The sequence below is a fragment of the Streptomyces sp. NPDC006012 genome, from assembly GCF_042871185.1.
Taxonomy (GTDB): domain Bacteria; phylum Actinomycetota; class Actinomycetes; order Streptomycetales; family Streptomycetaceae; genus Streptomyces.
Genome location: NZ_JBIAIE010000004.1, coordinates 388,749 through 414,356 on the forward strand (window position 1 = coordinate 388,749; position 25,608 = coordinate 414,356).

At 72.9% G+C, this 25,608-nt stretch carries 18 protein-coding genes; 6 read left to right on the forward strand and 12 right to left on the reverse strand.

All coding sequences use genetic code 11. From position 1 onward, the window contains the following. Nucleotides 1–83 precede the first annotated feature (83 nt). From ACFYPJ_RS11165 to ACFYPJ_RS11180, 4 genes are all read right to left on the reverse strand, one after another. On the reverse strand, nucleotides 84–692 hold the full coding sequence (locus ACFYPJ_RS11165; protein WP_389013841.1) for a hypothetical protein: 609 nt from the start codon (nucleotides 690–692) through the stop codon (nucleotides 84–86). Nucleotides 693–724: 32 nt separating this feature from the next. Beyond that, nucleotides 725–4,381 (reverse strand): S8 family serine peptidase, encoded by a 3,657-nt coding sequence (locus ACFYPJ_RS11170; RefSeq protein WP_389013844.1) that lies wholly within the window; start codon nucleotides 4,379–4,381, stop codon nucleotides 725–727. 461 nt (nucleotides 4,382–4,842) lie between these two features. After that, nucleotides 4,843–7,782, reverse strand: a complete 2,940-nt coding sequence (locus ACFYPJ_RS11175; RefSeq protein WP_389013847.1) for an ATP-binding protein — start codon at nucleotides 7,780–7,782, stop codon at nucleotides 4,843–4,845. A 353-nt stretch (nucleotides 7,783–8,135) separates the two neighbouring features. Beyond that, nucleotides 8,136–9,269, reverse strand: coding sequence for a hypothetical protein (locus ACFYPJ_RS11180; RefSeq protein ID WP_389013849.1), 1,134 nt, complete (start codon nucleotides 9,267–9,269; stop codon nucleotides 8,136–8,138). Between the two features lie 122 nt (nucleotides 9,270–9,391). Between ACFYPJ_RS11180 and ACFYPJ_RS11185 the strand changes: the two genes are divergently transcribed. Next, nucleotides 9,392–11,158, forward strand: a complete 1,767-nt coding sequence (locus ACFYPJ_RS11185; RefSeq protein ID WP_389013851.1) for a hypothetical protein — start codon at nucleotides 9,392–9,394, stop codon at nucleotides 11,156–11,158. Here the strand turns inward: ACFYPJ_RS11185 and ACFYPJ_RS11190 are convergent. The 8 genes from ACFYPJ_RS11190 to ACFYPJ_RS11225 form a co-directional block, all read right to left on the reverse strand. Continuing rightward, entirely contained in the window at nucleotides 11,145–13,787 is a 2,643-nt protein-coding gene (locus tag ACFYPJ_RS11190; RefSeq protein ID WP_389013854.1) for a SpoIIE family protein phosphatase, read from the reverse strand. The genes ACFYPJ_RS11185 and ACFYPJ_RS11190 overlap by 14 nt on opposite strands. Nucleotides 13,788–14,447: 660 nt before the next feature. Next, on the reverse strand, nucleotides 14,448–14,885 hold the full coding sequence (locus ACFYPJ_RS11195) for an ATP-binding protein (protein ID WP_389013857.1): 438 nt from the start codon (nucleotides 14,883–14,885) through the stop codon (nucleotides 14,448–14,450). 99 nt (nucleotides 14,886–14,984) lie between these two features. Continuing rightward, a complete protein-coding gene (locus ACFYPJ_RS11200) occupies nucleotides 14,985–15,395 on the reverse strand; it encodes a (deoxy)nucleoside triphosphate pyrophosphohydrolase (protein WP_389013860.1) in 411 nt (136 codons plus the stop codon). Between the two features lie 30 nt (nucleotides 15,396–15,425). Next, nucleotides 15,426–15,617: an SPOR domain-containing protein gene (locus ACFYPJ_RS11205; protein WP_389013863.1), complete on the reverse strand. Its 192-nt coding sequence runs from the start codon at nucleotides 15,615–15,617 to the stop codon at nucleotides 15,426–15,428. A 290-nt stretch (nucleotides 15,618–15,907) separates the two neighbouring features. Continuing rightward, complete coding sequence (locus ACFYPJ_RS11210) at nucleotides 15,908–16,660, reverse strand: GntR family transcriptional regulator (RefSeq protein ID WP_389013865.1); 753 nt, start codon at nucleotides 16,658–16,660, stop codon at nucleotides 15,908–15,910. 147 nt (nucleotides 16,661–16,807) lie between these two features. Next, a complete protein-coding gene (locus ACFYPJ_RS11215; RefSeq protein ID WP_389013868.1) occupies nucleotides 16,808–18,103 on the reverse strand; it encodes a DUF4190 domain-containing protein in 1,296 nt (431 codons plus the stop codon). Between the two features lie 276 nt (nucleotides 18,104–18,379). Then, nucleotides 18,380–19,282: a hypothetical protein gene (locus tag ACFYPJ_RS11220; RefSeq protein ID WP_389013871.1), complete on the reverse strand. Its 903-nt coding sequence runs from the start codon at nucleotides 19,280–19,282 to the stop codon at nucleotides 18,380–18,382. 229 nt (nucleotides 19,283–19,511) lie between these two features. Further along, entirely contained in the window at nucleotides 19,512–20,537 is a 1,026-nt protein-coding gene (locus ACFYPJ_RS11225) for a LacI family DNA-binding transcriptional regulator (protein ID WP_389013874.1), read from the reverse strand. Nucleotides 20,538–20,707: 170 nt separating this feature from the next. Here ACFYPJ_RS11225 and ACFYPJ_RS11230 point away from each other — a divergent pair, with 170 nt between their 5' ends. The 5 genes from ACFYPJ_RS11230 to ACFYPJ_RS11250 are packed head-to-tail and all read left to right on the forward strand — an operon-like array spanning nucleotide 20,708 to nucleotide 25,555. Further along, nucleotides 20,708–21,745, forward strand: a complete 1,038-nt coding sequence (locus ACFYPJ_RS11230; RefSeq protein ID WP_389013877.1) for an asparaginase — start codon at nucleotides 20,708–20,710, stop codon at nucleotides 21,743–21,745. Then, nucleotides 21,742–22,623 carry a polysaccharide deacetylase gene (locus tag ACFYPJ_RS11235; RefSeq protein ID WP_389013880.1) on the forward strand — a complete coding sequence of 294 codons (882 nt, stop codon included), beginning with the start codon at nucleotides 21,742–21,744 and terminating at the stop codon, nucleotides 22,621–22,623. Before ACFYPJ_RS11230 ends, ACFYPJ_RS11235 begins: the two co-directional genes overlap by 4 nt. Before the next feature lie 3 nt (nucleotides 22,624–22,626). Continuing rightward, entirely contained in the window at nucleotides 22,627–23,985 is a 1,359-nt protein-coding gene (locus ACFYPJ_RS11240) for an MFS transporter (protein WP_389013883.1), read from the forward strand. Then, entirely contained in the window at nucleotides 23,982–24,785 is an 804-nt protein-coding gene (locus ACFYPJ_RS11245; RefSeq protein ID WP_389013886.1) for an SDR family NAD(P)-dependent oxidoreductase, read from the forward strand. Before ACFYPJ_RS11240 ends, ACFYPJ_RS11245 begins: the two co-directional genes overlap by 4 nt. Before the next feature lie 17 nt (nucleotides 24,786–24,802). Further along, nucleotides 24,803–25,555 (forward strand): SDR family NAD(P)-dependent oxidoreductase, encoded by a 753-nt coding sequence (locus ACFYPJ_RS11250; protein ID WP_389013889.1) that lies wholly within the window; start codon nucleotides 24,803–24,805, stop codon nucleotides 25,553–25,555. Nucleotides 25,556–25,608: the final 53 nt, after the last annotated feature.

The following is a 25,608-nucleotide window of genomic DNA, read 5'->3' on the forward strand; positions in this document are numbered from 1 at the left end:
AGACAGGCGGACAGGGCGAGACCCTCTCGGTCCCGCCCCGTCCGCTCAGCCGGGTGTGACGGATTCCGTCAGCCGGTCAGCCGTCAGCGCAGCGTGTACGCCGTGGGGATGGTCTGCTTGACGGTGTTGCCCTGGCTGTCGGTCGCGCTGATGCGCAGACCGACGCCCTTGGCGGCCTGGTCCTTCCTGGGGTTCTTGATCATCGTGGTGAAGGTGTTCTTTCCGGCGGCGCTGGTGGCCACCGGGTGCCAGGTGCTGCCGCCGTCGAAGGTGGTCTCCGCCTTCAGGGAGGTCACCTTGGGCAGGTCGGTGAGGCGCGGCTGGTAGTAGCCGACCACGGTGATCTCGTGGTTCTCCCCGGCCTTGACGGTGTTGTCCAGGGCCAGACCGAAGTCGTACCGCAGGAAGATCAGCGGCTCCGGACGGCAGGCGGCGTCGTTGCTGTCGACCGCGTCACCCATGCACGGGCTCAGCTTGGGGGCGTCGTCCTTGGTCGCCTCGGCCGAGGAGTACTGCCAGACCGTCTTGACGTCGTCGGTGTTCGTCTCGAACGTGTACCGGGCCGACTTGGCCGGCAGGTCGTAGGAGATGAGGTCACCGCCCTTGCAGCCGGCCAGCGCCAGCGTGGCCGCGGCGGCGAGCACCATCAGGGCCCCTCTGCGGCGCCGTGTTGCAGGCACACCCGTGTTCATCGTGTTGGTCTCCTTAGCGGGTCTGCGTGCCGTCACAGAGTCGAGTAGTTCTCGTCGGGGAGGTGCTGTGCCTGCCGCTCGATCTCCTGACCGGAGGCGTCCAGCAGCCTGAAGTCGCAGATGTAGTCGAGGTTCGGCAGGGTGGCCGAGGGGGTCGGCCCGCAGGTCGGGATTGCGGCGAAGTCATTCGTGAGCAGCTCGTCGTCGACGATGCCGATCAGTGCCTGGCGACCGCCGTCACTGCCCGTCAGGTAGACGGTGGGGTAGAAGGTGTCACCCTGGCGGCAGCCCGAGCACGGTCCGGCCGCCACCTCGAAGCCGGACTTGGTCTTCACCTGCGGCACGGCCCCCGGTACGGCGGGCCCCGCGTTCAGGTGGATGTCGTTCCGGCCGGTGGTGATCAGGTCGTTCGCTTCGGAGCGGTTGTGCGCCAGGAAGGAGTCCGCTCCGGGCTCGGCCCAGGAGGCGCTGAACCGGCTGATCGCGTCGTCCTGCCGCTTGATGAAGGTGGTCATGGACTGCTGCGTGGCCGGGTGCGGCAGGCTCACCTGCGAGGCGTTGGGGGTGGCCTGAAGGAACTGCATCCAGGACAGCTGGTGGACGATTCCGGGCCGGGTCGCGTGGAAGTGGATGTCGATCCGGTCGAGCTCGTCCTTTCCGACCCGGTAGGTGTTCTCCTTGATCTGTCCCTCGTCGTGGTACCTGGCGGCGTACGCCCTCGGTACGACGCTGCCGCCGAGGCTGATCTCGACGCGCGACCGGTTGATCCGCTTGATCAGGGCTTCGGCCTGGGCGTAGGGCACCGTCACGACGGGCACGGCGGTGTACGGCTGGATGGCCGGGCAGCTCTGCGGCCCGTCCACGCACTGGTCGAGAGTGTTCGGGCGGCCCAGCGAGGTGAGATCCGGTGCCGCGACCAGCACGCCGACGGCGCCGGCGGCGGCAGCGGCGGCCACCCGCTCGTCCCGGAGCTGGACGAAGTCGCAGGTCCCCGTGCAGATGTCGGCCGGTGTCAGGAGTACGAGCTTGCCCCGGACGTCGGCCTTCGCGAGTTCGGTGGCGGTCCCGGAGCCTGCCTGGACCACCTGCAGCCGTCCCTTGAGGGGCAGCCGGGGAACCTTGATCGCGGCTTCCCGGAAGCGCGGATCACCGTTCTCGTTCAGCCACATCTGCGTCTCGCTCAGCGAGGCGTCCGGGGTCCCGTAGCGGGCGGACAGGCCGACGGGGGCACCGCCGCCGGTGGCCTGCATGGTGACGACAGGCGTCGTCCGCGAGCTGTAGAAGTCGTGGGTGAGGGAGCCCATGGTCACCTTGCCGGTGGGCAGCGTCCACCAGTTCGGTTCGGCGGCGGTGTACTCGGCCGAGGCCACCGTGCCAGCGGTCCACGCCCCGGTCGCCGAGACCCGGTTGACGACGTCGGACGCCATGTAGGTCTCGGTGGTCTCCGGGTACTGCACGCTCAGCGGCTTGGCCTTGCGCAGGTCCAGGGTGACCGTGGTCGCCTTGGTGAGGCTGACCTCCGGTGCCATCGGCTGGGCCTGCTGCCACTCGCCGGCCGCGTTCCGCCATCTGACCGGCATCTGCACCGCGTAGGTGCCACGGAAGAGCTGCTGGGTCACGGTTTCGGCGCCGACGGCGCTGTCCGGGAGGGTGTGCAGGTACACCTGGTCGTCGACCGGTGTGAACGTGGCGGTGCTGTACCGCACGTCGGTGGCGCCCGCCGGGGCGATGACGTTCAGGGTCAGCGGGAACTTCTCGGCCTCGACGAAGGTGTGGATGCCCGAGGTCAGCCGTATCGCGCCCGAGTCGTCCCGGGCGTTGATCATCCCGTTGTAGGCGCCGTAGGGGCCGTCGGTGCCGAGCACCCCGCTGTCGAGCGTCACCGACACGTCGGCGGACCCGCCTGCGGGAACGACCACCTTGTCCGTGCTGAGGGTGAACATGCCTGCCGCGGCGGGCCGGCCGTCGGCGAAGGAGACCGGCATCGTGAGATGCAGCGTGATCGCCTCGTCACCGCTGTTGGTGTAGGTGATCTTCTTCGTCGCCGGCGCGGCCGGGTAGGTCAGGCGGCCGAAGTTCAGGTTGCCCTTCGGGACGATCCGCGGGTTGGTCGCGGTCGCCAGGTCGACCCGGCCCCGGCCCTGGTCGTACATGTTGTGCCCGAGGTCGGTGGCCGTGTCCATCAGCAGCGTCTTGATCTGCTGACCGGTCAGGTCGGGATGCTGCTGGGCGACGATGGCCGCGGCACCGGCCACGTGCGGCGTCGCCATCGAGGTCCCGCTGGCCGTGGTGTAGTACTTGTCCACCGGCGTGCCCATGGTGGTGCCGGCGGCGCGGGCCGCGATGATGTCGACGCCCGGCGCCGCGATGTCGGGCTTGGCGGCGCCGTCCCCGAGGCGCGGTCCGCTGTTGGAGAACGTGGCCATCTCGTCGTTCCTGTCGACGGCGGCCACGGTCAGCGCGTCGTCGGCGGAGCCCGGGGAGACGACCTTCTGGTGGACGAAGCCGGAGTTGCCGGCCGCGACCACGAACAGGGTCCCGGTGCTGCGGCTGAGGTTGTTGAGTGCCTGGCTCTCCGGGTCCGTGCCGTCGGTGGGCTCACCGCCCAGGCTCATGTTGACGATCTTGGCCCCCGAGTGGGCGGCCCAGTCCATGCCCGCGATGATCCCGTCGTCGGGACACTGCCCGTTGTCGTCGCAGACCTTGCCCACCAGCAGCTTGGCGCCGGGTGCGACGCCCTTGCGCAGTCCCTTGGACGCGGCGCCGCTGCCGAGGACCGTGGAGGCCACGTGGGTGCCGTGCCCGTGCCCGTCCTTGGCGCCGGTGGGGCTGCCGGTGAAGTCGACCTGCCCGGCGATGCTCGCGGACACGTCCGGGTGGGTGGCGTCGATACCGGTGTCCAGTACCGCCACGGTCACGCCGGTGCCGTCGTAGCCGCGTTCCCAGGCGACCGGCGCGCCGATCTGCGGGACCGAGTGCTCAAGGTCGATGTGGGACAGGCCGTTGAGCCAGACCTTCTTGACCCCGGCCAGGGAACCGGCGGACCGGGCGGTGGCCGGCGTGGCGGCCGTCTTGCCCCGCACCTCCTGCCACCAGCGTCCGTCCTCGGCGATGTTCAGCGAGCGGCCGTTGATGCTCGGCAGGGCCCTTCCACCGGACGCCCCGGCGACCTTCCGCGTCCTGGCGGCCTCGTCCGTGCCGGTGTAGGAGACGAGCACCGGCACGGTGCCGCCCCGGCCGGCCGCGGCGAGCGTCACCAGCTGGCTCAGGTCGAAGAGTCCCCAGTCGAGCATTCCCTTGCTGACCAGCGCGAAAGCGTCGTCCGGAACGACGTACAGCTTGCCCTGGCGGGTGAACGTGCGGAAGACGACCGGCAGTCCGTCGGGCCGGGCCGCGCTCTCGGTGTCGCGGACGACCGGATTGCCCTTGGCGTCGACACCGACGTGCACCCTGTCGCCGGTGATCAGGGTGACCGGGACGGACCCGCCGGCCGCGGAGACGGTCCGCGCCAGGTCGGTATCGGCGGTCTTGGCCGAACTGTTGGTCTGTGCGGCACCGGAGGGCGGAGTCTGCCGGGCCGGGTCGGCGGCGTGGGCCGCCGTCGTCGACACGAGCATGCCGAAGACGGTCAGACCGACGGTCACCGCGCCCCAGCGTCTGCCGACGCGCCTTTTTGAGCTTGGGCTCATCTATGGGTCTCCTGTGAGAGGAATGACGGGGAACAGGGAGAGGTTCGGCGTGGAGGCATGCCGGACGTCGGCGTCCGGACTCCCGTCGCGGGCCGGGACTCCCGGCCTTCACCGGCCGGCCCGCTCTCTCGGTGCCTCGCGCCGCCGGCCGTCACCGACCGACCACGAACCTCCGCGCTACAGGGGTTCGTATTCGCCGACGTCGTCGGCACCGGCCCCCGCGCCGTCGGTGGTGGCGGCGTCCGCCGGGTCGGACGACGATCCGGAGGGCACCGTTTCACCCCGGGCGCAATGTCCCGGTTCGCAAGGGTTGCCTTCTGGCACGGACGTCGGTGGTTCAGCGGGCAGCATGGCGACGAGTGTGCGATCGGGCCGGCCGCCGGCACGATCGGTCAGATGCGGGATTTAATCCCGCCGCCCGTTCACCGACTTTTCTTCGTCCCCCGGACGGTGTCCGGAATTCACTCGTCGCCGGGGGGGTCTTGTCCCAGTTCGCCTACGAGGCCGGACTCGACGACCCGGACCGCGAGTGCGGTGCGCGAGGTCACATCCAGTTTGCGCATCGCCGACTTCACCTGGCTGGCGACCGTCTGCGCCGACACCACCAGGGCGTCGGCGATCTGCCGGTTGGTCAGCCCCTCGACCAGCAGCCGGGTCACTTCCAGCTCGCGCGGCGAGAGCCGGTTGCCGTAGCCGGGACGCCCCCGGCCGCGGGTCACCGCGGAGAGGTCCCCGCCCCGCGTGGCGAGGAACCGGATGATCCGGTCGGCGTCGTTGTGGGCGCCGAGTTCCGACAGTTCCTGCGCGACGTCGGACAGCAGCGGCAGCCCGGCCTCGTCCCGGCCGTCCGCGAGCAGGCAGCGGGCGGAGCGCTCCCGGGCGAGCAGCGCGTCGTACGGGCGCGGCAGCGCTTCCCAGGCGGCGGCGGCACGGGCGAACAGCGTGACGGCGTCCGCGAGGCGGCCGTCGCCTTCCGCCAGGAGCGCGCGGCACAGCACCAAGGACGCCTGCGGCGCCGGAGCGTCCCGGTCGCCCAACCCCTTCGCGAAGGCGTTCACCACGTCCGCGGCCCGGCCGAGCCGGCCGGCGGCGACCAGCGCCGCGGTGCGCGCCGGGGCGAACTCGACGGCACGGGACCACAGGCCGCCGCCGACGGCGATCTCGGCGGGCTGGTCGGTGAGGCGGAGCGCCTCGTCGACGTCACCGTCGCGCAGGGACAACTGGGCCAGCGCGGCCGAGGCTTCGATGCGTTGCTGGTCGTCGCGCCCGGCGAAACGCAGCCGCTCCTTCGCCGCGTCCAGGTCTCCGGCGGCGGCCTGCAGCAGGCCCGCCACGAGTGCCGCCTCGGACCGGTCCTTCAGCCGTACCCCGCTGTCGTCGTCGACCAGGCGTGCCGTCCGCTCGGCCAGTCCCGACCAGGCGCCGGTGAACCAGTCGAGGTGGGCCCGGGAGGAGGCGATGCTGTCCAGGTAGTCCAGGAGCTGGTGGCGCTCGGCGAGGGCCCCGGCCCTGGCCAGCCGCGCCCTGGCCTCGTCGTACCGTCCCCACCGCGTCGCCTCCTCGCCGACGTTCGTGTGGCCTATCGCGACGACGGACGCCTCTCGCGGGTCCAGGACGGCGTCCGGGATCTCGCGGGCCGCGGCCCAGCCCGCCTCCTCGCCCAGCATGAGCAGCGCGAACGCGCGTTCCACGGACAGCCGCAGCCGGTCGAGGGAGGCCATCGACTGCGACAGCGGCGGCGCCTCCTGCAGCCACCGCAGGTGCTCCGCGACCGGCCGCGGGTTCCCCAGGGGCAGCGCCAGCAGCACCCGGGCGCGCGCCGTCTCCGGTGATTCCGGCGACAGGTGGGGCACCGCCGCGAGGATCTCGCGGCGGCCCGCCTCGATCTCGCCCGCCACCATGAGCACCCGGCCGACCTGGAAGCGGACCAACGCCTGCGCCACCGGCGTCAGTACCTGGCCGCTGAGCGCCGCCCGCAGCGATTCGATGATCGCCGAGTACGGGTCGGAGCCGGACAGCGCCTGGAACTGGATCTTCGTCACCAGCCGTACCAGCGCCGCGGCGGGGAGCGGGACGCTGGTGACCAGACTGTGCATCAGCAGCGCCGAGGTGGCCACATCCCCGGACTGGACGCAGAGGTCGGCCGCCTCCTCGGTGTACCGGCACGCGGCCTCCGCGTCGCCGGCCAGCCGGAAGTGCCGGGCCAACTGCGCCACGGGGGGCCGTGGCCACTGCTCCAGCGCCCGGCCCGCCCGCAGGTGCATGGCACGCAGTTCCCCGGCGGGGATGGCGTCGTACACGGCATGACAGGCCAGCGAATGCCGGAACGACCACTGGCCGGGCCGGTCCTCGCGCAGCAGCCCGCAGTCGAGCGCTTCGGCCGCCTGCGCCGCGAACCGGTCCTCGGGCAGACCGGTGACGGCGCGCAGGGTCGCGTAGTCGGACGGGCCGGACAGCACCGACACCGCGTAAAGGACGGTACGGGTGCCGGGCTGGAGCCGCTGGACGCGTTCCAGCATGGCGTCCCGGATCGTGGGCGGAACCTCGATGCGGTCCAGTCGGCGCCGTGCCCACCCGCCGTCCTGGCGGATCAGGTCGGCCCGGTCGTGCATCAGCCGAACCGATTCCTCCATCGCCAGCGGCACGCCCTCGGTGCGGGCGTGCAGAAAGGCCGCGAACTCGCTGGAGACGTGCTCGCCGGTCAGCATCGACGAGACGAACGAGGCGGTCTCGCCGACATCCAGCGGGCCCAGCGGCAGCCTGGTCAGACGGGCGTCGGAGGGCAGCCGGGAGGACAGCCGCAACAGCAGGGAGTCCGGCGGCACTTCGTCCCGTCGGAAGGTCAGCACCACGCTCACCGGCTGCGGCCGGCGGGAGACCAGGAACAGCAGGAATTCGAGGGTCGCCTCGTCGGCCCAGTGGACGTCCTCCAGTGCGAGGACCGCCGCGTCGAGCCGGCCGAGGATCTCGGCGAACGCGCGGAACAGCCGGTGCCGGGCGGCGGTGGCGTCCTCCAGTGCCTCCGGAGCCGGCGGCAGGTCGTCGGCCCACTCGGGAAACAGCGGACGCAGCGCTCCGCCCAGCCCGCTCAGCCGCAGCCCGGCAACGTCGTCGACGCCGTCGCGCACCGCGTCCACCACCGCCCCGAGCGTGTACGGCACCCGCAGCTCCAGGCAGGCACCGACCAGGGCACGCCGCCCCCGCTCCGCCTCGGACGCCAGGAACTCGCGCAGCAGCCGGGTCTTGCCGATGCCCGCCTCGCCGTCGACCAGGACGACCGCGGGGGTGCGTCCGAGCGCCGATCCGAGCGTGTCCAGTTCCTCGTCCCGGCCGACGAAGTGCGGCGGGGACAGCGCCGGGAGCCGACCGCCGTCCGTACGGACCCCTCCAACCACCGCCATGTCCCCTCAGCCGACCGCCGGTACGCAGCGCCGACTTTATCCCGGGCGATTATGCGGGCAGAGGCGGCGTCGTGGCGTGCACTGGGGCGACGCCGACAACGACGGCCGCAAGATGGTGAAACGTCCGCTAAGTCCGAAGTATTGGAGCAGATCTCGCCAGAAAAGACCGGTTCAGATCTTGTCGGTCGTGCCGTTGCCGATCTGCCGTCCGCGGTCGGCCGGCCGCGGCCCCGTCCGCACGGCCGGCCACGGTGACCGCGTGGCCGCGCGCCGGCTCCGCCGGCCCGCGGCCACGTCCCGGGGGACCGGGCGTTGCGGAACAGGAGCGCCGTCCGCGGCCCGGCGCAATCCGCTCAGCCCGCCCATCCCTGCCGATAGTGCCGCCAGTCCTCCTCCGTCGCCGCGAAGTCGACGTACAGGGCGACGCCGAAGCGGGTGCGGTCGGGGGCTGTGCGGGACAGGCCCAGGCGAACGCCGCGGACGGCGGCCGGGACGGTCTCGGCGTGCGCCCAGTGGCCGAAGCGGTTCTCGCTGAAGAAGGGCAGGCCCATCAGGAGGTCGGTGGACTGAGGGGTGACCTCCAGGGCCAGTGAGGTCTGCTGGGCGACATAGCCGCCGTACAGGCTCTGCAACGGCTGCATGGTGTCGTACGACATGACGGCGATCTGGTCCACCCGGCGTGCCACCTGGCCGAAGAACTCCTGCGACCACCACTTGGGGTGACCGGTGACCGCGCCGAAGACGGAGTGGAGGGCGGGCAGCGGGTCGATCTGGTGGGCGGCGACGGAGAGCAGGGCGTCGTGCTCGCGGGTGAGGCGGTGCAGGTCGTCCAGGAGGGCGAGGTAGTCGCGGTCACCGGAGTGCAGCGGCTCCAGGTCGAAGTGGGCGCCCTCGAACCCCGCCGCGAGAATCTGCCGGGCGGAGCGGACGACGGCGGTCCTGGTCGCCGGGCGCTCCAGGCGCAGTCCGTCGGGGCTTTCGGTGGCCAGGACGTCGCCCAGCCATGCCTGCACGCGGACGCTGGGGAGTTCGCGGTGCATGGCGGCGATCAGCCACGCGGCCTTCGGGTAGGCGGACGCGGGGAGCGTGCCGTCGTGTTCCAGCGGGCCGGAGTGCACGTACAGGTCCCGGATGCCGGTGCCGTCCAGTCGCCGGGCGAGGGCCGCGACGTCGGCGTCGTCCTTGCGGCCGTCCACCCAGGCGTGGCCGAGCCAGAGGGCGTCCCGGCCCCGGGTGTAGGTGCCGTCGGCCGGGTCCCCCGCGTAGTTCACCCGCAGCGCGATGCCCGCGGCGAGAAGGGGGAGCAGGACGAGGAGGGCCAGGGTGCCGGCCGCCCACCGCAGCCACCGCCTGCGCCGCGGCCCCCGAACCGTGGCGGACTCCGCTGCCGGTGCCGACTCCGGTGCCGGCTCCGATGCCGGCTCGGGCTCCGCTGCCGGCCCGGGCTCCGGTGCCGGTCTGGATTCCGGTGCAGGTTCCATGGTCATGCCGCTCCCCTGTCGTCGTCCCCGTGCCGTCCCGCCGTCCCGCCGTCCCCTGCCGTCGCCTCGTCCCCCGCGCGTATCCACCCCGCTCGCGGAGCCGGGCAGCCGCCCATACGCTCCGAAATGTGACGTCATCCGTGTTCCGGGGCCGGCCCAGGCATGCCGCGTCGTACATATCCGTGCGGGTGGCGCACACCGTGCTGGGCGGTTCCGTCTCGGTCGCGTGGCTGGTGTTGCCGGTGATGACGATGGGTACCCAAGATCCGGTTCCCGCGGTGCGGGCCGGACCCGTGGCCGAGGCCGGAGCCGCCACGCCGGAACAGCACGCGCCGGAACAGCAGCGGACGTCCCCGGCCGACCTCGTCGTACCGCTGGTGGCCGTGGGCGCGGCGGGGGTCCTGGCGGGATACGCATACGTACGGCGCACCCGGCGGGCCCGGACCCGCACGACACCCGGGTCCGCGTCCGCGGAGCCGCCCGCGCACGCCCCCGTCGTGTCCGACCGGCAGGCCCGGGCCGCGCTGGTCGGGGCGGACGACGCCGTACGCACCAGCCGGGAGGAACTGGCCTGCGCCGCCGCCCGGTCGGGGGACGCGGCCGTGGAGCCGTTCACCCGGGCGCTGCGGGCGGCCGAGACCGAGCTGTCGGCCGCGTTCGCGATACACCGGCGCTACGAGGAGGGTCTGCCGGGCGACCCGGACGCCCGGCGGCAGGCGCTCGTGGGGGTGCTGGGGCGGTGCGCGGAGGCCGGGCGGCGGCTGGACGCGGAGACGGCCGGGTTCGACCGGACGAGGGCGCTGGAACGCGACGCGGGCAGGGCGGCGGAGGCCGCGGAGGGGCGGGTGCGGGAGCTGGCCGGGCGGGCGGCGGACGCGGAGGCGACCTCCGCCCGGCTGGTCGAGCGCCATGGGCCGGCGGCCGTCGAACCCGTCCAGGGCTACGCCGTACAGGCCAGGGACCGGCTGGCGTTCGCCGCGGCGCAACTCGACCGGGCCCGTCAGGCGGCCGGTGCGGGCGAGACGGCGCGGGCGGTCCGCGGGCTGCGCGCGGCCGAGGGCGCCCTCGGCCAGTCGGACGTCCTCGTGACCGGGGTGGAGCGGCTGTCCCATGACCTGCGTGAGGCCGCGGCGCTGGTACCCGCGGCACTCACCGGCGCCGAAGCGGCGCTGGCCGACGTCCGCAGGGGCGCGCGGACCTGGGGGTACGGGTACGCCCCGGTCGAGCGAAGCCGGGCGCGCAGGCGACCCCCCGGCCGCAACGGCACCGTGGCCGGTCGCAACGGCGGCACAGTCGGTCGCAACAGCACCGTGGCCGGCCGCAACGGCGCCACGGCCGAGCGGCGACCGCCCGCTCCGCCCGCTCCGGTCCCGCCGCCGAAGCAGCTCGTTCCGGTGGGCGAGCTGCGTGCCCGGCTGGCGCACGCCGACACCGTGCTGGCCGCCGTACGGCAGGAGCTGACCGGCGGGCCGTACGACCCTCTGGACGCCCTGCGGCGGATCGCGCGGGCCGTCGAGGCGGTCGGCGAGGGCCGCCGGGGCGTCGTGGCGCTCGCCGGGTTCCGGGTCGCGTGCAGCGCCGCCGGGGCCGCCGAGGACTTCGTGGCCACCCACCGGGCGGCGGTGGGCGCCGAGGCGCGCACGCTGCTGGCGGACGCGGTACGGCGGCTCGCGCAGGGCGGCATCCAGGACGCCGACGAACTCGCCCGCGCGGCCCGGACCCTCGCCGAGCGGGACGTGCGCGTCCACGGGACCCCGTACGCCGGGGCGGCCGGGCACGACCTAGGACTGGCCGGTGCCGTCCTCGGCGGTGTCCTGCTCGGCGAGGACCCCGACGGCGGCCCTCCGGCGAGCTTCGGCGGGCCGCTCACCCGGGGCCGGTTCAGAACAGGCTGAGCAGCGCCTCCGCCGGGTCCGTCAGGGCGTTCTCCCCGTCGGGGAGCGGAAGTTCGAACCAGACCGTCTTGCCGTGCGGCGTCCGCCGGGAACCCCACGCCGCGCTGAGCAGGCCGACCAGTTGCAGGCCCCGGCCGCCCTCGTCGGTGTCCCGGGCCCGGCGCCGGCGCGGCTGGACCAGACCGGCGTCCCAGACCTCGCAGACCAGGGTGCGGTCCAGCAGCAACCGGAGCCTGATCTCGCCCTCGCCGTAGCGCAGCGCGTTCGTCACCAGCTCGCTGACCAGCAGCTCCGTGGTGTCCACCAGGGGTTCCAGGTCCCAGCTGAGCAGTTGGCCGCGCGCGTACTCGCGGGCGCGGCCCACGCTGCGCGGCTCACGCGGCAGCGTCCAGTCGCCGACCGACTCGGCGGGCAGTCCCTGCACCCGGGCCATCAGCAGCGCGATGTCGTCCTCGCCGTGGTGGGTGTCGAGGGTGCTGAGGACGCGGTCGCAGATGTCCTCCAGGTTGGGACGGCCGTCGGCGCGCGGCGCCGCCGCCGGGGAGCGGGGGTCGGGTGCGGGTCCGGCCGGGTTGGTCAGCGCGCCCACGAACGCCTGAAGGCCCTCGTCCAGCGGATGGTCGCGGGATTCGACGAGTCCGTCGGTGTAGAGGGCGAGCAGCGCGCCCTCGGGCAGGTCGACCTCCACCTCCTCGAAGGGTTCGCCGCCCACGCCGAGCGGCATGCCCGGCGGCACGTCCAGCATCAGTGCGGCCTCGCCCGGTTCCACCAGCACCGGCGGCAGGTGCCCCGCGTTGGCGAACGTGCAGCGTCGGGTCACCGAGTCGTACACGGCGTACACGCACGTCGCGAGGTAGACCTCGGAGAGGTCCGCGTCCCGGGGCTGGCGGGCCGTGCGGGTGGCCTGCTGGATACCGCCGGGCGTGCCGAGGCCGCGGGCGATCTCGTCCAGCGCGGACAGCACCTCGGCGGGCTCCAGGTCGAGCAGCGCCAAGGTGCGTACGGCCGTGCGCAGTTCGCCCATGGCCACCGCGGCGCGCAGACCGCGGCCCATCACGTCGCCGACGACCAGCGCCGTGCGGTGCCCGGGGAGTTCGATGACGTCGAACCAGTCGCCGCCGACCTCCGTGGCCGCGTTGCCCGGCAGATAGCGGCAGGCGATGTCCAGGCCCGACGCCTCCGGGTCGCCGGGCGGCAGCAGGGACCGTTGCAGCATCAGCGCCCGCTCGTGCTCCCGGCGGTACAGGCGGGCGTTGTCGATGGAGACCGCGGCACGTGCGGCCAGTTCCACCGCGAGGTCGCGGTCGCGGTCGCCGAACGGTTCGCTGCCCTTCGCCCGGGAGAACTGCGCGAGGCCGACGACCGTGTCGTGGGCCACCATCGGGACGGCCAGCGTGGACTGGACGAGGCCGCCCTCCTCGGCGGGGACGGACTGCGGACGGGCGGCGCGCAGGGCGTCCGCGCAGGGCGAGTTGAAGGGGTAGTGGTGGACGGCGCCGACCGCGACGGGCGAGCCGCTGCCGACGAACGGCGCTCCGGAGACCGCGCTGGCGAAGGCGACCCGGCGCAGGTCGGCGCTGCCGTCGGCGAGGCCCGGCGGGGTCTCGTCGCCGGCCAGCAGCCCCTGGTAGAGGTCGACGCTGGCGAGGTCGCAGAAACCGGGGACCACGACGTCGAGGAGTTCGCGGGCGGTGGTCTCCAGGTCGAGGGAGTTCCCTATCCGGGCGCCCGCCTCGTTCAGCAGGGCGAGATTTCGCCGGGCGGCGGCGGCCTCGCGGGCGGCGGCCCGGCGGGCCGTGATGTCCGTGCCGAGCCAGGCGATGCCGAGCGGGCGGCCGGTGCCGCTCTGGACGCGATAGAGGTTGACGGACCAGTGCCGACGCTCGTCCGAGCCCTGGACGAAGCCCGTGACGTGCATGTCCGCGATGGATTCGCCGGTCTCCAGGACCCGGCGCAGGGTGGCGGCGACCCGTTCCGCCTCGCCCCGCGGCAGATAGTCGTGGACCCCGCGGCCGCGGTGGTCGCCGGGTCTGCCGCCGAAGAGGTCGGCGATCCGCGCGTTGACGCGCCGCACCCGCAGGTCGGTGTCGATCAGCAGGAAGCCGAACGGGGTTTGGCCGAAAATCGCCCGCGAGGCACCGAGGTCGGTCTCGATTCCGCGCAGGGTGCGGAGGTCGACCACGATGCAGACGGCGGCCCGTTCGCCCTCGGCGGTCCTGGTCGGCATGACGTACACCTCGGCGAGGCCCTCCTCGCCCGGCCCGCCGGCGTACTCGTCGGGCAGCCGGAAGGGGACCGTTCCGGTCCACTCCCGTCCGTCGAGGATCTCGGCCATCTTCCGCAGGCCGCGCTCACGCTGGTCGGGGGCGACGAAAGCCGCGATGGGGTCCAGGCCCACGGCACGCTCGGCGGGGATCCCGAAAAGCCGCTCGGCCCGCAGGCTCCACTGGTCGACGAGCCCGTCGGGGCCGATCGAGAAGGAAGCCACGTTGAGGTGGTCGTAGAAGGAGCCGGGCGGACTGCTGTGCCACAGGCCGTCGCCGGGCGCCGTGGCAGCCGCCACGCCCCGAACCCTCGCGCCGTCCGACGGGTCCTCCGACTCCGTGGCCCTCGCTGGTATCTCGCTCACGCGAACCGTCCCCTCCAGCTCACCGCGCCCGGTACCGGTCACCAGAGGCGGCTGCCCGCAGTATCCAGTACTTCGGGGCCGCACGGCACGGTGTTCACGATCACAACCTGGTCCGGGCGGTATTCGGACCGGGTCGCGACAACACTTTCAGTCTTCTAACCAGGGAACACGCCGTCGAATCACGTCCTCCGGCAACCATCGCCGGACGGCCGTCGCACAGGGACGGTCCGACAGGGCGTGTACAGCGGCTTCTCTCCCGTCATGCATCAGCACCTTCCGTATTCCACACACCGGTTGCCCGCCGCACCGGCGCACACCGGCGCACACGCGCACGGCAACGCGCACCGCCGCATGAATCCCCGCCGAACGGCGGACGGGCACCAACCGGGCGCCGACAGGGCGCCGGACGGGCAGCGGCCAAAGGGGCACGAGTAACTGGACACCCGGCCACGACATATCTAAATCCGGATAAAAGACCATCAATCACTCGATAAGGGTGGATGGGTACATAACTACCCGTGGGGCGCCCCCGCCAAGCCGTACAGCAGCCCGTCACGGGTGAACCCGTCCGCCTCCCTCCGAGCGGACTCCCCCGCGCGGACGGACCCGTCGCCCCCTGGCCTGTCCGGGCGGATCCGTCACCCCCCGTCCGGGGGCCCTTCACCGCCCTTCCAGCGGAGCGCTCAGCTCGAACCACACCGTCTTCCCCTGGTCCGCCGGCCTGGTCCCCCAGCGACGCGACGAGTTCGCGACCAGTTGGAGACCGCGGCCACTCTCGTCGTCGGGCCGCGCCACTCGCTCGCACGGCGGGTCGGGCAGCGGGTCGGACACCTCCACCCGCAGCGCCGCACCGAGCCCCGCGCGGCGGACCAGACGGACCCCGATGGGCCCCGTCGCATGCCGCAGCGCGTTGGTCACCAGCTCGCTCACCAGGAGTGCCGCGACATCGGCGAGGCCGTCGAGGCCCCAGGCCCGCAGCTGCTCGCGGACCGCGCGGCGGGCCGTGCGTACGGCCCCGGGGTGCGCCGGAAAGGTCCACTCGGCGCAGTCGCCCTCGGTGTCGATCACGCCGATCACCTCCCCAGGCAGCGAACCCACCCATGTCCGGTTTCGTGGGGCTATTGGGCACATACCCGATATCCGGGACCCAGTACCGTCCGGGAAGGTGTGCAGTGGCGCGAACGGCGTACGGGACGCTCAGCGGGCGTCCGGCGCCGGCAGGCCCACCACCTCGCGCACCGCGGGGACGTCCTGGTCGAGCCAGTCCACGTCCCAGACCTCACCGGGGGCGAGGTGGCGCAGCGCGTCGTGGTCCTGGAGGGGCGCGGGGGCCGCGGAGCCGGGCCGCAGCCGGGCGGTCCACACCTGGAGCACGTACGGGCTCCTCAGCGGCCACTCCCCCGGGACGCGCGCGACGACCTCGGCGTCGACGCCGAGTTCCTCGCGCAGTTCGCGCACCAGGGCGTCCTCGGGCCGCTCACCGGGTTCGACCTTGCCGCCGGGCAGTTCCCAGCGTCCGGCGAGGTCGGGGGGCGCGCTGCGGCGCGCGGCGAGCAGCCGGTCGCCGTCGAGCAGGGCGGCCGCCACCACCACGATCCGTTCCGTCATGCGCCGGAGCCTACGGGACCGCCGTGCGGGTCAGTTGCGGGTGGCGCCGCCGTGCTGGCCGACGCGCTCGACCCAGTAGAGCTGTCTGTGCCCCCGGTCGTCGAGGCTGTCGGCTATCTGCTGGGCCTCGTCGCGCGTCGCGTACCTGCCCACGCGGTAGCGATTGCCGTTGTCGTCCTGCCGTATGACGAGCCAGGGCAGGGTGACCGTGTCGTCGCTCATCGCGCCTCTCCACTGCCCATCGCCCCGCCCTCTAAGGAAACCGCAATCCGCATATGCCCGAGCGTACGCCTAACCTTCACTGTGCGAATACGGCTTTTCACAAAGAGGTACGCAACCAGCCAGAACGCCGGGGGCGCGCGTTGTTGAACGCGCCCTCCGTGCGTTCCGGTGCGGAAGGTCGCCGGATTTCGCGGTCCGCGGGGGCCACCTGCACGGACGGCCGGATCCCAACGGCGCGCGGCAGCCCGCGGATCCAGGATGGCAGGAGATGAACGCCCGGGGGGCGTGCGCTACTTCACAGGCAGGTGGTACGAAACCCGGTACCGGTCGGCGGGAATGACCACGTCGGCCGTCTCGACCGGACGGCCCGAGGCGTAGTACGTGCGCTGGAGGACCAGGACGACGTGTCCGGGGACGCCGCCGAGCACGTGCAGTTCCTCGGCGAGGCCGGGGCGGGCGCCGACCTCCTCGGTGACGTTGTCGACGATGACGTCGATGGCGCGCATGCGCTCGACGACGCCCATGCCGCCGAGCGGGCCCTCCTCGGGCAGCATCACGGGCGTGCGCCCGGTGACGGCCAGGGGCTCCCAGGAGGTGGAGAGCATCATCGGCTCGCCGGCGTCCCGGAAGAGGTACTTGGTGCACATCACGCGGTCGCCGGCCCGGATGCCGAGCCGGTCGGCGATGGCGCCGCTCGCCTCGGTCTGTTCGGTGCGGGACTCCCAGGTGCCGCGGGCGGCGATGTCGGCCTGTTCCTGCCGGAACGGCGTGGCGCCGCCGTCCGGCCGGAACCCGGAGCGGGCCACTCGCCGCGGCACCGGCCGCTCGCGCACATAGGTCCCCGAGCCGGAGCGGCCCTCGACCAGGCCCTCGGCCATCAGCACCTTGCGCGCCTCCAAGGCGACCGTGTCCGAGACGCCGTACTCCTGGCGGATCCGGGCCTGCGAGGGGAGCCGGGTGTGGGGCGGCAGTGAACCGTCGACGATCTTCTTGCGGAGATCCCCCGCAACCCGCAGGTACGCCGGCTGCTCACCGAAAGTCACTGGCCGCTCCCATCAGGTTGTACAGACAGCTACAGAGTGGCAACCGTGGGTTGAGCCGTGCAAGCAAAGGCCAGAGAATCACTCGATGTGATTACTCCCCGCCTGGGAGGGCCGTGCCCAGGCATTTTCTCCCCTCTCCCGCCGCGATCACACCTCCATTCCGGTGCTGCCCGAGTCACCGCCCGCGCGGCTGCCGCCCTCCTCGTACGGCGGCGGGGTCGTGGCCAGCCCCAGAGCCTTGCGTGCCGTGACCGCCCGGTCCGGTTCGAGCAGCCGCAGGCCCTTGTCGTAGTGCGCGTAGAAGGTGTCCGCGTCGGTGGCCCCGGCCGCCTTCGACCACTCCGCGCGGGCCTTGTCGAGGTCGTCCGCGAGAGACGTCATCGGCCCTTCCGCGGCCTGCGGCCAGTCGCGCCCGCGCAGCGTCCCGGCCTGCTGGGTCAGCGCCGTGGTGACGCGGCGTGCCCACGCCCGGTGTCCGGACAGGTCGTCCTCGACGTACTGCTCGGGCACCGAGTCCAGGGCGGCATTCAGCACGTGCGCGGTCTTCAGATAGGCGATCTGGTCGGAGTCGAGGACGGTCTCGTCGTTGCGCAGCGGGCCGGTCAGCTTCTCGCCCTCGGTCGTGTTGCCGAACAGGCAGGTCACCAGGCGGTCGTCGGCCGCCCAGCTCTGCCGGGTGGGCACCAGGTAGTACACGTCCACGTCGTCCGGGACGGCCCAGGCGTCCATCGCGTAGCTGTCCTGGAGCCCGTAGCAGCGGCTGCCGGCGGTCTCGTCCAGCGAATCCTGCCCCGGGTAGGGGCCGTTCGGCAGGTGGAGGGAGGCGAACACCTCGGCGTCGTGCGCCTCGGCGCAGGCGACCTTGGTGAGGTCGTACGTCTCGCCCTGGAGGGCGCCGCCCGGCGCGTTGAAGCACTCGCCCTTGGACAGCGAGAAGACCGCGCTGTCGCGTGCGCCGTCCTTGACCCCCTGCCAGAACTCGCCCGCCCCGCCGGTGCCCAGCAGCAGCGCCCACAGCACGAGCCCGATCACGGACAGCACGGAGCCGGCGACGGCCAGGCCCGTCCCACGCTCACCGCGCCGCTTGATCTGCCGGAGGGCGATCGTCCCCAGGACCAGCCCCACACCCGGCAGGCAGCACAGGATGCCGAGGACGAGGGAGGAGATGGCCAGCCCGTTGACGGGCGCCGCCTGGCCGTAGGGGCCCAGGCCCGCTCCCCACGCGAGGTGGGGCGGCTGCCCCTGGGGACCGTGCGGGTACGGCTGCTGCCCGTACGGGCCTTGCGGATAGGGGCCTTGGGAGTACGGACCTTGGGGATACGGGCCCTGGGGATACGGGCCGTGCGCGTACGGATCCTGCGGATGCGCATCCGGCGGATACGGACCCGGCTGCGGGTGCTGCCCTTCGGGCTGGTGCGGGCCGGGGGGCGGAGGTATGGACACCGGTACCGTGCTCCTGGTTCGAACGGCAAAAGCGCGAACTGACGTACGACTTCGCGCATCGTAAGCGCGGTCCGGGCGGGGGCGGAATCCGTCCGCACCGCACGACGGCCCCGCCGCGCCGGTACGCGGCGGCCTGCTCACCGCCCCGGCCCGCGGCGGGAGCGAGCGGAGAGAGCGCGCTTCGGTTGCGCTTCGGTCCCGGAGCGTGCGGCGGCGGGCGGTCCTCCGGCTCGGTGACGGGCGGCTCTCCGGTCCGGTGGCGGGCGGCCCCGCCCGTCAGTCGTACGGGACTTCCTCGACCACGTTCTCCCCGAAGCGCCAGGAACCCCGGTTGCCGAACGCCTCGGCGCGCAGCCCCATGTCCCGGCCGATCCGGGCGGCCCGCCGGTGCGAGACGTCCGGGTAGTCCTTCGGGTGCACCCGGACGTAGCCGCTCCGGTCGGCGGGATACGTGCGCAGCGCCTCGCGCAGCCGCTCCTCCTGCTCGTCCGGGGTGCCCCGGCCGGCGGCCGGGCACGCCTCCCGCGGACCGGCGCCGGTCTTCGGCGCGTCCTGCTCGCCGCGCCGCGTGGCGTCCCCTCCGCGCCAGGCCATCCACCCGACGGCGGCGAGCGCGGCGAGAACGAGCAGCCCCGCGCCGGCCACGTCACCGGTGGCGTCCGCCTGACCCGGTGTCTGGGGGCGGAGTTCACCCCGGGGGTCCTCGATCACCCTGATGTGCTGTCCGACGTCGAACCGGTCCGACCTGACCTTCAGGGCGGGACCGGGAACCTCCGTGCCGTCCGGATGCTCCACCTCGTAGTTGTGGCCGCGGGGCTGGCGCCCCTGCGCCGAGTCACGCCACTCCTTCACCACGATCACGGTGGTCTCCACGCCGCGCTGCTGGAGGATGAGGTCGTCGCGGACCACGGAGGTGACGTACGCGGTCATGGCGGACGCGAACACGATGAACAGGGCCGCGGAGACGCTGTACTCCCAGGCGCCCAGCCCGGCGAGGAGCACGATCAGCACCACCCCGTGCCCGATCCACAGGAGCATCTGGCCGACGGACCCGATGTCGTCCGCGAGCAGGGACATCACCCAGATGGCGGCGAGCACGTAACAGCCGGTGCCGATCGCCAGCGGCACGCGGTAGCGCATCCGGATCGCTCCCACCTCACCCTCGTCGCCGGCGCTCACGTCCGCCTCCCTGTCCCGGCGCCTTCCCGCGACCGGCCGCCCGTGGCGCCGCCGGACCCTTCCCCACGAGACGCGCCGCATAATCGGGGCCGTCAACCTCCGCGGCCCACCACCGCCCGCAGGCAGGTACCGGCGGCGGGCGGGGTCGCGGTCCGGCCGCCCTCCCTGCCCCTGACGGGGTGTCAATACTCGGCGGCCGTTCGCCGGGAGGCGGCCGGTGGCCCGGGGGCTACGCCTCGGGGACCGTCGACTCCCGGGCGACGAGATGCGGGCGCAGCCGCCGGGAGCGGACGTCTTCCTCGCGCAGCCGCCGCAGGAGCAGGTCCATGGCCTGGCGGCCCATGTCGAACATGGGCGAGTGGACCGTGGTGAGCGGGACCGGGATCTCCGCGGCGACGGGGATGTCGTTGTAGCCGACGACGGCCACGTCCGTACCCGGCCGCAGTCCGTGTTCCCGCAGCGCCCCTATGACCCCGATCGCGGCGGTGTCGTTGACGGCGAAGATGGCCGTGGGGCGGGGGCTCAGCCGCAGCAGCTCGGCGCCCGCCGCGTGCCCGCCGGCGTTGTCGAAGCGTGAGTGGAGTATGTACTCCGGGGGCAGCGGCAGGCCGGCCTTGGCGTAGTGGCGTACGAACCCGGCGGTCCGCTCCGCGCCGGTGCTGGCGTAGGGCTCCCCCGCCACCACCCCGACCTGCCGGTGGCCGAGTGCCAGCAGGTGCTCGGCGGCCAAGCGCCCGCCGAGCAGGTCGTCGGTGGTGACCGACAGATGGCCTTTCAGGCGGCGGGAGACCAGGACGTAGGGGATGTTCCGGTCGGCGAGCGTCCGGACCAGCTCGTCGCCGTCGAGCCGGGCGTCACCCAGCACGATGCCGTCCACGCGGCGGGCGAGGAGTTCTTCGAGGCGCTCACGCCGCAGGGCGGGGTCGTCGGTGGTGTTGACGACGAAGGTGTTGTAGCCGTGCCCGGCGGCCTCCGCGTCCAGGCCCTCGTAGATGCGCGCCAGGACGAAGTCGGTCAGCCGCGGGACCAGGACCCCGAAGACCCGGCTGCGGCCGGTGCGCAGGGCGGTGGCCGCGGGATCGCGCTGGTAGCCCAGCTCGGCGGCGAGCGCGCGGATGCGTTCCGCGGTGGCGGCGCTGATGCCGGGCGCCCCGGGAGTCAGCGCCCGGGACACGGTCGAGACGTGCACCCCCGCACGGGCGGCCACGACGGCCAGGGTGACGGTGCTGTCGGGGGGCGGCGGGGCGGCGGTCACACGACGTTTCTATCGCATCGGCCCGGCGGCCGGGAAACCGCGGTCCACATCACCCCTTGTTGTCCCGCAAAGGATTGCATAGAGTCCTCGCAATCGTTCTCGCAAACGTTCGCGCGAACGTTTGTGCAAAGGATTGCTCACCTGTGCGCCCACCGGCCGTGGAGGTACCCGTGACCCGTTTCCGTCTGATCGCCACCGGCGGCACCATCGCGAGCCGCCGGTCGGCACAGGGCCTGCTGGCCGAGGCCACCGGCGCGCAGCTCCTGGCGGCGAGCGAACTGGGCGCCCTGGAGGTGGAGGTCGACGACCTCACCACCAAGGGCAGCTACGCCTTCACCCTGGGCGACCTCCTGGCGCTCGCCCACCGCGTCCGCGACGCACTGGCGGACGGCGTGGACGGCGTGGTCGTCACCCACGGGACCGACACCATGGAGGAGTCCGCCTTCCTGCTGGACCTCTTCCACGCGGACCCGCGGCCGGTCGTGCTCACCGGCGCGCAGCGCCCCTTCGACAGCCCGGCCCCCGACGGTCCGGCCAACCTCGCGGACGCGTTCGCCGTGGCGGGCAGTCCCCAGGCCCGGGCGCTCGGGCCGCTGCTGGTCTTCGACGGGCTGGCCTGGCAGGCCCGGGGGGTCCGCAAGGTGGAGACCCTGACCGCCGCCGCCTTCGGGGCACCCGGACACGGCCCCTGCCTGCGCGTGACGCACGACCGCGTACTGCCGCTCGGCACCCGGCGCCGGCCGCCCGCCCTCGACCTGGACGCCGTGCGGGAACTGCCCCGGGTCGACGTCGTCGCCGCCTACGCCGGGGCCGACGGAGCGCTGCTGGAGGCCGCGGCGGCCGCCGGGGCCGGCGGCGTCGTGGTGCAGGCGCTGGGCGCGGGCAACGCGTCCCCGGCGATGACGGCCGCCGTGGCCCGGCTGACCGACCGGGGCATCGCGGTGGCGGTGTGCAGCCGGGCGTTCAGCGGCCCGGTCACCCCGTTGTACGGCGGGGGCGGCGGCGCGGATCTCGAACGCGCCGGCGCGGTTTTCGCGAGTGATCTGAGCCCCTGGCAGGCCAGATTGCTACTTTCCGTATCAATTGCGCATGAACCGGAAGATCCCGGAGCCCATTTCAGACAGTGGCTCGACCAAGAGGCGTCCGCCGGGGCCCACGTCCGGCAGAGGTCCGACGGCGCCCGCACATCAGAGCAAGGAGCATCATGAGCAAAGAGATCTTCGTGTCCTTCGGTGTGGACATCGACGCGGTGGCCGGGTGGCTCGGCTCGTACGGCGGAGAGGACTCCCCCGACGACATCTCCCGCGGCATGTTCGCCGCCGAGGTCGGCGTGCCGCGGCTCCTCGAACTCTTCCGCCGCAACGGCCTCACCCAGACCTTCTTCTGGCCGGGGCACTCGATCGAGACCTTCCCCGAGCAGTTCGACGCCTGTGTCGCCGCCGGGCACGAGATCGGTGTGCACGGCTACTCGCACGAGAACCCGATCGCGATGAGCCGCGAACAGGAGTCGGCGGTCCTGGACCACTGCATCGGCCTCATCCAGTCGCGCACCGGCCGCCGGCCCACCGGGTACGTCGCGCCCTGGTGGGAGTTCTCCCCGGTGACCAACGAACTGCTGCTGGAACGCGGCATCAAGTACGACCACTCCCTCATGCACCGCGACTTCGAGCCGTACTACGTCCGCGTCGGCGACAGCTGGACCAAGATCGATTACGATGCGCCGGCCGAGTCGTGGATGAAGCCGCTCGTCCGCGGCCGGGAGACCGGCCTCATCGAGATCCCGGCCAACTGGTACCTCGACGACCTGCCACCGATGATGTTCATCAAGGCCAGCCCCAACAGCCACGGCTTCGTCAACCCCCGCGACATCGAGTCGATGTGGCGCGACCAGTTCGACTGGGTGTACCGCGAGAGCGACTACGCGGCGTTCACCATGACCGTCCACCCCGATGTCTCCGGCCGGCCCCAGGTGCTCCTCGCCCTGGAACGGCTGATCGAGCACATCGGCTCCCACGAGGGCGTCCGCTGGAGCACCTTCGACGCCATCGCCGACGACTTCGCCCGGCGCCACCCCCGAGAGGTCTGAGCCATGGCCTCCTCCACCTCCGCACCGGCCTCGGACGTCCCGGCCTGGGAACGCCCCGTATCGTCCCGGTCGCTGATGCGCATATCCGCCGTGTGCTTCCTCGCCTGGGTCGTGTCGGTCTACGACTACACCCTCTTCGGCACCCTGCTGCCCAAGATCGCCGACAGTTTCGGCTGGTCCACGGCGCACGCCACCAACGTCGCCACCTGGGTGACGGTCGGCACCTTCGTCATCGCGCTCAGCGTCGGCCCGCTGCTGGACCGCGTCGGCCGCAAGCGCGCCCTGGTGATCGCCATCCTCGGCGCGGCGCTCAGCTCCGGGTTCACCGGCCTGGCCGCCGGCGCCGTCTCCCTGGTCGTGATCCGCGCCTTCTCCGGGTTCGGCTACTCCGAGGAACTCGTCAACACCGTCTACCTCAACGAGATGTACGGCAAGGCGCGCAGCCGCGGCTTCATGTACAGCTTCGTGCAGAGCGGCTGGCCGGTGGGGGCGCTGCTCTCGGCGGGGCTGACCGCCGCGCTGCTGCCCACCCTGGGCTGGCGCTGGTCCTTCGTCGTCGCCGTGGTCCCCTCCGTACTGGTCGCCCTGGCCGCCTGCCGGCTGCCCGAGTCGCCCGCCTTCGCGGCCCTGAAGGAGATCCGCCGGCTGAAGGCCGAAGGGGACACCGCCGCGGCCGACGAGTTGTCCCGACGGATGGGTATGACGGTGTCCGGCGAGGCCAAGGCCACCCTGCGCGACGTGTTCGCGCCGGGGCTGCGACGCCACACCGTCTGCCTGTCGCTGGCCTGGCTGTTCAACTGGATGGCCATCCAGGTGTTCTCGGTGCTCGGCACCACCGTCCTCACCCAGGGCAAGCACGTCTCCTTCAGCAACGCGCTGCTGGTCCTGGTCCTCGCCAACGCGGTCGGCTTCGCCGGCTACCTGGCCCACGGCTGGATCGGCGACCGCGTCGGCCGCCGCGCCACCATCATCGTCGGCTGGACCATCGGCGCCGTCCTCACCGCGCTCATGCTGCTGGGCCCCGACAGCAGCGCCTTCGTCATCCCCCTGTACGCGCTGTCGCTGTTCTTCCTGACCGGCCCCTACGCGGCCCTGCTGTTCTACATGGGCGAGTCCTTCCCCGCCCAGGTCCGCGGCCTCGGCCCGAACGTGGCGCACACCATGGGCCCGGTCGGCGCGATCGCGGGCTCGGCACTGCTGACCGGCCTGCTCAGCGCCGGGACCTCGATGGTCGTGGCGGCCCTGATCGCCGGCTCGGCCTTCATGCTGGCCTCGGGTGTGGTCATGCTCGGCACCAACCGGGTGGACCAGGGCGAACGGACCGCGGCGCCGCGCCTGCACACCGAAGGAGCCGTCTCATGACCGCGCCCGGGCAGTCCGCTCCGGCCCGGGACGACGGCCTGGCCGGCCAGGTCGCCGTCATCACCGGCGGCGCGAGCGGCATCGGCCGGGCACTGGCGGTCGCCTACGCCCGCGCGGGCGCCGTCAGCGTGCTCGGCCACTACCCGAAGGACCCGCACGACGTACGGCAGACGGTCCGCGAGGTCGAGGCCGCCGGCGGCCGGGCCCTGGCCGTCGACGTCGACATCCGCGACCCCGAGCAGGCCGACGCGCTGGCGCAGGCGGCCGTGGACCACTACGGCCGGCTCGACATCGCCGTGGCCGCGGCCGGGATCCTGCGCCGCGCCCCGCTCGCCGACCTCAGCGACCGGGCGTGGGACGACATGCTCTCCGTCGATCTCACGGGCGTACTGCGCCTGTTCCGCTCCGCCGCCCGCGTGATGACCGGTCCGGGCGCCATGGTCGCCGTCTCCTCCATCGCCGGCGGGGTCTACGGCTGGGACGACCACGCCCACTACGCTGCCGCGAAGTCCGGCGTACTGGGGCTGTGCCGCTCCCTGGCCGTGGAACTCGCCCCGCGGGGCATCCGCGTCAACTGCGTCATTCCCGGCCTGATCGAGAGCCCGCAGTCGCTCGACCCGGTCAACTCGCTGGGGCCCGAGGGCCTGGCCGAGGCCGGCCGGATCATCCCCTGGGGACGGGTGGGCTCCACGGACGAGGCGGCGCGCACCATCCGTTTCCTCACCGGCGCCGACGCCGCCTATGTGACCGGGCAGCAACTCGTCGTCGACGGCGGCCTCACCGTCCGCTGGCCGAGCTGAAGGAGTCCTGTATCGCCATGAGTCAGTCACTGAAGCAGCGCGTCGCCGTCGTCACCGGCGCCGCCAGCGGGATCGGTGCGGCCGTCGCCGACGCCTACGCGGCCGAGGGCGCCCGCCTCTTCCTCGCCGACCGCGACCTCGACGGCGCCGAGGCGACCGCGGCCCGGGCACGGGCGGCAGGCACCACGGCGACGACCCACCGGGCCGACCTCACCGACGCGGACGCCACCCGCACGATGATCGACACGGCACACCGGGAGTTCGGACGCATCGACATCCTCGTCAACTGCGCCGGGCTGCTCACCGAGGTGCCGTTCGTCGACATGCCGGTGCGCCTCTGGGACGAGATGATCGACGCCGACCTGCGCAGCGTGTTCCTGTGCTGCCGCTGGACGGCGCCCCTCATGGTCCGCCAGGGCAGCGGCCGCATCATCAACGTCTCCTCGCAGCTCGCGCTGAAGGGCGGCGAGGGCCTGGTCCACTACTCCGCGGCGAAGGCCGGGGTCATCGGCCTCACCAAGGCCCTGGCCCGCGAACTCGCCCCGCACGGCGTCCTGGTGAACGCCATCGCCCCCGGCCCCATCGAGACCCCGCTCGTCGCCGGGATCAGCGAGGACTGGAAGCGGGCGAAACGCGCCGAACTCCCCCTGGGCCGCTTCGGCGTACCGGCGGAGGTGGCCCCGACCGCCGTACTGCTCGCCGGTGACCCCTCGGGCAACCTGTACGTCGGTCAGGTCCTCGGGCCAAACAGCGGCGACGTGATGCCCTGAACACCCGCAGGAAGGGGAAGCATGTGCGGCGCGTGCGGTAGCGGTACGGTCCG

Bases quoted from the DNA above. Each gene is read 5' to 3' on its own strand.
- ACFYPJ_RS11165 (WP_389013841.1), bottom strand. From the start codon at position 692: ATGAACACGGGTGTGCCTGCAACACGGCGCCGCAGAGGGGCCCTGATG.
- ACFYPJ_RS11170 (WP_389013844.1), bottom strand. From the start codon at position 4,381: ATGAGCCCAAGCTCAAAAAGGCGCGTCGGCAGACGCTGGGGCGCGGTG.
- ACFYPJ_RS11175 (WP_389013847.1), bottom strand. From the start codon at position 7,782: ATGGCGGTGGTTGGAGGGGTCCGTACGGACGGCGGTCGGCTCCCGGCG.
- ACFYPJ_RS11180 (WP_389013849.1), bottom strand. From the start codon at position 9,269: ATGACCATGGAACCTGCACCGGAATCCAGACCGGCACCGGAGCCCGGG.
- ACFYPJ_RS11200 (WP_389013860.1), bottom strand. From the start codon at position 15,395: ATGACGGAACGGATCGTGGTGGTGGCGGCCGCCCTGCTCGACGGCGAC.
- ACFYPJ_RS11205 (WP_389013863.1), bottom strand. From the start codon at position 15,617: ATGAGCGACGACACGGTCACCCTGCCCTGGCTCGTCATACGGCAGGAC.
- ACFYPJ_RS11235 (WP_389013880.1), top strand. From the start codon at position 21,742: ATGAGCAAAGAGATCTTCGTGTCCTTCGGTGTGGACATCGACGCGGTG.
- ACFYPJ_RS11240 (WP_389013883.1), top strand. From the start codon at position 22,627: ATGGCCTCCTCCACCTCCGCACCGGCCTCGGACGTCCCGGCCTGGGAA.
- ACFYPJ_RS11245 (WP_389013886.1), top strand. From the start codon at position 23,982: ATGACCGCGCCCGGGCAGTCCGCTCCGGCCCGGGACGACGGCCTGGCC.
- ACFYPJ_RS11250 (WP_389013889.1), top strand. From the start codon at position 24,803: ATGAGTCAGTCACTGAAGCAGCGCGTCGCCGTCGTCACCGGCGCCGCC.